This is a genomic window from Arthrobacter sp. HY1533, assembly GCF_027568515.1.
In the GTDB taxonomy this organism is placed as follows: Bacteria; Actinomycetota; Actinomycetes; order Actinomycetales; family Micrococcaceae; genus Specibacter.
This window is the reverse complement of the sequence record NZ_JANKZF010000026.1, coordinates 22099-28724: the sequence shown is the minus strand read 5'-3', so window position 1 is coordinate 28724 and position 6626 is coordinate 22099. Positions and strand designations below refer to the sequence as shown.

Here is a 6626-nt window from a genome sequence, read left to right as displayed (position 1 = left end):
GGCATGGGCAACTGCCCATGCCGCCGTCCCCGTACCAAGTAGCTAGACCGTATTAGTAACGAAAAACCTGGAGATCCACGCATGCATGACGACACCGCACTCACGATCGGGCGCGTCAAGCGCGTGCTCGAGGAGCGCATCCGCCCCGCCATCCACTCGGCCTCCGTGCCCCTCTTCATCGAGGCACACGAACTGCCGGGCGAGCCCATCAGCCCGACGGACGGGCTGGCCCTGGAATTCGCCCCGGCACAGCTGGGGGCGCCCTGGGGTGCTGCCTGGGGAACCACCTGGTTCCGCCTCACCGGCCAGGTCCCGGCCGAGTGGGCAGGCCGCCGCGTCGAGGCGCTCATCGACCTCGGCTTCGATGTCAACATGACAGGCTTCCAGTGCGAGGCGCTTGCGTACCTGCCCGATGGCACTCCCGTGAAGAGCCTCAACCCGCGCAACCAGTGGGTGCCCATTGCAGACGCCGCCGAGGGCGAAGAGCTGGTGGAATTCTTCCTCGAGGCCGCATCCAACCCGGTGCTGCTGGACTACCACCCCTTCCTGCCCACGCAGGAGGGCGACATCCTCACCTCCTCCAAGGACAAGCTGTACCGTGCGCGCCGCATGGACCTGGCCGTCTTCGAGCCCGAAGTGTTCGAGCTGGCACTGGACCTCGAGGTGCTCTTTGAACTGCAGGCCGAGCTCCCCGCGACCTCGCCGCGCCGCATGCGCATCCTGCAGGCCCTGGACAACGCACTCGATGAGCTTGACCTGCAGCGCATCGTGGAGACCGCGTCGGACGCCCGCGCCCAACTGGTCGAGGTCCTCGACTCGCCGGCCGACGCCAGCGCGCACCGCATCTCCGCCATTGGCCACGCCCACATTGACTCGGCCTGGCTGTGGCCCCTGCGCGAGACGGTCCGCAAGGTGGCCCGCACCTCGTCCTCCATGACGGCGCTGCTGGAAGAGCAGCCCGACTTCAAGTACGGCATGTCCAGCGCACAGCAGTATGCGTGGCTGAAGGAACACCGCCCCGAGGTGTTTGAGCGCGTCAAGGCCGCCGTTGCCGAAGGCCGCTTCCTGCCGCTGGGCGGCATGTGGGTGGAATCCGACACCGTGATGCCCACCGGGGAGTCCCTGGTGCGGCAGTTCTCCCACGGCCAGCGGTTCTTTGAGCGCGAATTCGGGATCCGTTCCAAGGGCGTCTGGCTGCCCGACAGCTTTGGCTACTCTCCGGCACTGCCGCAACTCATGCGCCGTGCCGGCTTTGAATGGTTCTTCACGCAGAAAATCTCCTGGAACCAGCAGAACGTCTTCCCCCACCACACCTTCCTGTGGGAGGGCATCGACGGCTCCCAGATGTTCACGCACTTCCCGCCCATGGACACCTACAACTCGCAGCTTTCCGGCATGGAGGTGGCCAAGGCCTCCCGCCAGTTCAAGGAAAACCGCGTGGCCACCCGCTCCATCGCCCCTGTGGGCTGGGGCGACGGCGGCGGCGGCACCACACGCGAAATGGTGGGCCGGGCCGCGCGCATGAAGGATCTCGAAGGCAGCGCGAAGGTCGAATGGGAGCACCCCGACACCTTCTTCGACGCGGCCAAGGCGGAACTGCCTAACCCCGCGGTCTGGGTCGGGGAGCTCTATCTCGAGCTGCACCGCGGAACGCTGACAAGCCAGCACGGCACCAAGTCGCGCCACCGCTGGGCCGAGCATGCACTTGTCGAAGCCGAGCTGTGGGCCACCACGGACGCAGTTCGCAACGGTGCCGCGTACCCGCAGGAAGAACTGGACGCCCTGTGGCAGCAGGTCCTGCTGCACGAGTTCCACGACATCCTGCCCGGCACCTCCATCGCGTGGGTGCACCGTGAGGCGGTCAGCGTCCTGGAAGACGTCATTTCCCGTGCCCGGGCCATCTCGGCTGCCGCACGTGCCTCACTTGCCGGCGCTGGCGAGCGGGAACTCGTGTTCTCTCCCGTCTCCGTCGCGGGCCCGGCGCCGCTCGGGGCAACCGTGGCCGCGGCCGCCCCCGAGGCAGTCACGCTGGAGGACTCCGGCGACGGGATCGTCCTGGCCAATGGGCTTGTCACGCTGCGCATCTCGAACGAAGGACTGGTGGTCTCCGCCGTCGACCACGCCACAGGCCGCGAAGCCGTCGCCGAGGGCAAGGCCGCGAACCTGCTCCAGCTGCACCAGGACTTCCCGAACATGTGGGACGCCTGGGACATTGACCGCTACTACCGCAACAGGGTCACCGACCTGCGCGAAACCACAGGCATCAGCTCAAGGATTGTCGACGGCGCCGCCGAGGTGGTCATTGAACGCGCGTTCTCGCAGTCAACCATCACCCAGACCCTCACCCTGGCCCCGGGCAGCCGCACGCTGCACATCGTCAACGACATTGACTGGCACGAGACCGAGAAACTGCTCAAGCTGGCCTTCCCGCTTGATGTGCAGGCCGCGCACACCGAGGCCGAGACCCAGTTCGGCTACCAGTCCCGCGTGACGCACACCAACACAAGCTGGGAGGCGGCAAAGTTTGAGACCTCCATGCACCGTTGGGTCATGGTCCGGGAGGACGACTTCGGCGTGGCACTGGTCAACGATTCCATCTACGGCTACGACACCACCCGGGACGTCGACGGCGACTCCGTCACCACCACCGTGCGCCTCTCGCTCCTGCGGGCGCCGCGCTTCCCGGACCCGGACAGCGACCACGGCAGGCACGTGATCGCCACGGGCATGGTCATCGGTGCGGGCCCCGCGGAGGCCACCCGCGCCGGCATTGAGCTCAACGCTCCTGCCACAGTTGTCCGCGGCGGGCAGGACGTTGCCCCGCTGGTCACGGTCCAGGGCAAGGGAATCATCGTCTCCGGCGTCAAGATGGCGGACGACGGCTCGGGGGACGTGATCGTGCGCGTGTACGAGTCCCTCGGGCGCCGCACCACGGGCACCATCACGGCTGACTTCCAGCACAGCGAACTGCGCGAGGTCTCCCTCATTGAGGACCCGCTGGAGGACGCCCGCACTGGCGGGGAGCTGCGCCTGCGCCCCTTCGAGGTGCGCACGGTCCGCATCGTCCGCTAGGCAGGGGTGCGTCGGGGCTGCAACAGCGCGCCGGGACGCAAAAGGCCCCCGGCAACAGCGAAATTTCGCTGTTGCCGGGGGCCTTTTGCGGTCAAAGGTTAGTCGCTGAAAAGTCCCGCGAGATCGGTGCTGGTCAGCGCGCCACTGGCCAGCGAATCCCCGCTCATGACGTCGGAGAACAGCTGCGACTTCTTGGCCTTCAGGGCCATGACCTTTTCCTCGATGGTGTCCTTGGCGACCAGGCGGTACACCATCACATTCTTCTTCTGCCCGATGCGGTGCGTTCGGTCCACGGCCTGCGCCTCCGAGGCCGGGTTCCACCACGGGTCCAGGATGAACACGTAGTCGGCCTCGGTCAGGTTCAGGCCAAAGCCACCCGCCTTGAGGCTGATGAGGAACAGCGGTGAATCGCCGTTCTTGAATTCATCGACGACGGCGGCCCTGTTGCGGGTGCCTCCGTCGAGGTACTGGAAGTCGATGCCCTCGGCAATGAGCCGGTCGCGGACCTTGCCCAGGAAGCCCGTGAACTGGCTGAAGATCAGGGCGCGGTGGCCCTCCTTCACCACGTCCTCGAGCTGTTCGAACAGCACGTCCAGCTTGGAGGAGCGCACCCCTGCCTGGCCTTCGTCCACGAGTGACACGTCCAGGCTGAGCTGGCGCAGCAGGGTCAGTGACTGGAAGATGGTGAAGCGGTTCTTGTTCACGTCCTCCAGCAGGCCCAGGATCTTGGCGCGTTCGCGCTGCAGGTGGGTCTGGTAGATCTTCTGGTGGCGCGGGTTCAGCTCCACCTCAAGGATCTGCTCCTGCTTGGCCGGCAGGTCAGCGATGACCGCTTCCTTGGTGCGGCGCAGCATGAGCGGCTTGACCCGGGCACGCAGCTTGACCAGCAGCGCCGCATCGGTGCTCTTCTCGATGGGCCGCTGGTAGAACTCGGCAAAACGCTTGGGACTGGGGAACAGGCCCGGGGCCACGATGGACAGCAGGGCCCACAGCTCCATGAGGTTGTTCTCCATGGGCGTGCCGGTCACGGCCAGCTTGAACGGCGACTTCAGCTTCCGCGCACACTGGTATGCCTTGGACTGGTGGTTCTTCACGAACTGCGCCTCGTCCAGGATCAACCCGGCAAACTGATGCTGCCCGTATTCGGCAAAATCAATGCGGAACAGGGCATAGGAGGTGATGACAATGTCTGCCCCTGCCAGGAACTTATCCGCCACCAGTCCGCTCTTGGCAAATGTCTCCGACACCGTGACGACCTTCAGTCCCGGGGCAAACTTGACGCTCTCACTGGCCCAGTTGCCAACCACGGAGGTCGGTGCCACCACCAGGAAGGGGTGGCTGCCGGCCTCGGTTCCAGCGGTCTCGGCCTTGACCTGGCTCATGAGCGCCAGCGTCTGCACGGTCTTGCCCAGGCCCATGTCGTCGGCCAGCACACCGCCCAGCCCGTGGCTGTACAGGAAGTGGAGCCAGTTGAAGCCCTCCAGCTGGTATGGGCGCAGTGTTGCGTTCAGGCCGGCGGGGGTCGGCAGCGGGACGGGCGGGCCGCCGTCGAGCAGTCCGGAAACTGCCTGGCGCCAGGCCTGTGCCTGCTCGTCCACAATGCCCAGCTGGGCCAGTTCGTCCCACAGCCCGGCCTGGAAGCGGCTGATCTTCAGCTCGCCGTCCTTGATGTCGTTGAGGCTGCGGGCCTCCTCGATCAGGGCGCGGAGCTGGTGCAGCTCGGGGCGGTCCAGGGAGAAGTAGGCGCCGCTGGGCAGCAGCATGCGCGTGTTGCCGGCGGCCAGGGCCGAAAACACGGCGGCGAAGGAGACGTACTGGCCCTCGAGGGTGATGACGATGCCCAAATCGAACCAGTCACGCTCGTCGGTGGCCTTGGTTGAAATGGTCACGACGGGGGCCTCGGTGACCTCGCGGTAGCTGGCGATGTCGCCGCTGGTCTCGACCTCAACCCCGGGCAGTTCCTGCAGGCGCGGCAGCACGGTTTCGGTGAACGTGAGGGTGTCCAGGCCGGACAGCTGGGCCGAGGCGGCCAGCGACGGCTCGCCCCAGGCGTTGTTGGCGGCCACGCCCATGGCAGTGATGTCCTCCCAGGGGCGTCCCACGCTCTCCAGGATTCGGGCCTCGGCGCTGATGTCGCGTACTGCTGTCTCGCCCAGGTCCGCCCACAGCGGCAGTGAGGTGACGCGGCTGCCCACGGGGTAGTGCCATTCCCAGTGCAGGCGCACAGTGTGGTCGCTGCCGTAGGCGGCCAACAGCGACAGCGTGGGCTCCACATACGCCGGCAGTTCCACGGAGTGGTCGGCCGACACCACGGACGCGGCCTGCTTGAGCTGCGGGTAGAACTGGGTCAGGAACTTCTCCCGCGCCTCCACCGGCACGTGGACGGTTTCCCGGCGCAGGGCAAAGTCGAGCATTTGCGGGGAGGCGTTGGCCGGCAGCGGTGCCAGGATGATGTTCCCGCGCACGACGGCGGGCCGGCTCGCCGGGCCAACGGCCGAGCCGGGCAGGGGGTCGCCCTGGTCACAGAAAAACAGGCCGTTGACGGGGTTGCCGACCCGGCCAATGATCTCGGCCTCGACAGGGGCGCCGTCCAGCTCAATGAGCGGCCCCACGTCCAGGCCGCCGGATTCGCCCTGGGTGACGTCCAGCTGCATGGCCACCTCGTGGCTGGAAACCCGCACGGGATCGCCGCTGCCGGACTGGATGAGGGCAATGCCGTTCTTGTGCGCCCCGGCCAGCAGCTGCCACAGGTTGCGGCCGGCAAAATCGTTCAGGGACAGCCACGCGCCGGCATTGCCATGGTTGAACTGGCGGGGGCTGTGCGAAGACAGGAAGTCGCTGAGCCAGTCCAGCTGTGTGCGGTCGTGGGTTCCGCCGTAGGCGAGGTAGCCCAGGGTTGCCCAGCTGACGCCGGACTTGACCCATTTTCCGCGGCTGCCCATGACCACGGGCCGGACGTTCAGCACGGGTTCGGACGGCACGGTGCTGCCGCGGCCGCGGTAGGAGAAGCGCGGCGGCGGGACGTGGAGCTCAAACTGCAGGGCCAGGGCGGGGGTGTCCTGGCTGGGGGCGGGGGCCACGGGCGGCAGCAGGGCCGAGAGTGCGGCTTCCCAGGAATCTACGGGGGCCCCGTCGGCGCTGGCGGCCGGCGCGGCGGCGCCCTTCTTGCCGTCCTTGGCCTTGGCCAGCAGGGTCTCCAGGAACGTCGGTTCCCGCGGGGCTTCCTCGGGGACAAAGAAATCGGTGAAGGAGGGCTCGTCCTCGGCGGCGGCAATGAGTGCCACGACGTGCTTGCAATTCTGGCGCACGGGGCAGTTGCAGATGCCCACGCGGCAGGCCAGGACGCCGTCGTGCTCGCGGACCAGTTTCGCGGTGGACCGGTAGGGGGCGGTGCCCATGACCTTGCCGGACAGCAGCCCGGTGGCTGCCTCGAGCGTGATGTCGCTGACGCGGCCCTGGTCGGCGTAGGCCCGGCCCGCGGCAATGGAGTTCTCGGTGAACTCGGCGATTCTCGTCATCAAACGGGAACCCGCGGAGGATTGCGTCACGGAACT

The 6626-nt window shown here is 67.1% G+C and carries 2 protein-coding genes; one reads left to right on the top strand and one right to left on the bottom strand.

Features of this window, described 5'->3' with window-relative positions; genetic code table 11:
• The first annotated feature begins 81 nt into the window (after window positions 1-81).
• A complete protein-coding gene (locus tag PCK14_RS16325) occupies window positions 82-3072 on the top strand; it encodes an alpha-mannosidase (protein WP_269939574.1) in 2991 nt (996 codons plus the stop codon).
• A gap of 98 nt (window positions 3073-3170) precedes the next feature.
• On the opposite strand, the gene PCK14_RS16320 is transcribed toward PCK14_RS16325, so the two are convergent.
• A complete protein-coding gene (locus PCK14_RS16320) occupies window positions 3171-6590 on the bottom strand; it encodes a DEAD/DEAH box helicase (protein ID WP_269939573.1) in 3420 nt (1139 codons plus the stop codon).
• Window positions 6591-6626: the final 36 nt, after the last annotated feature.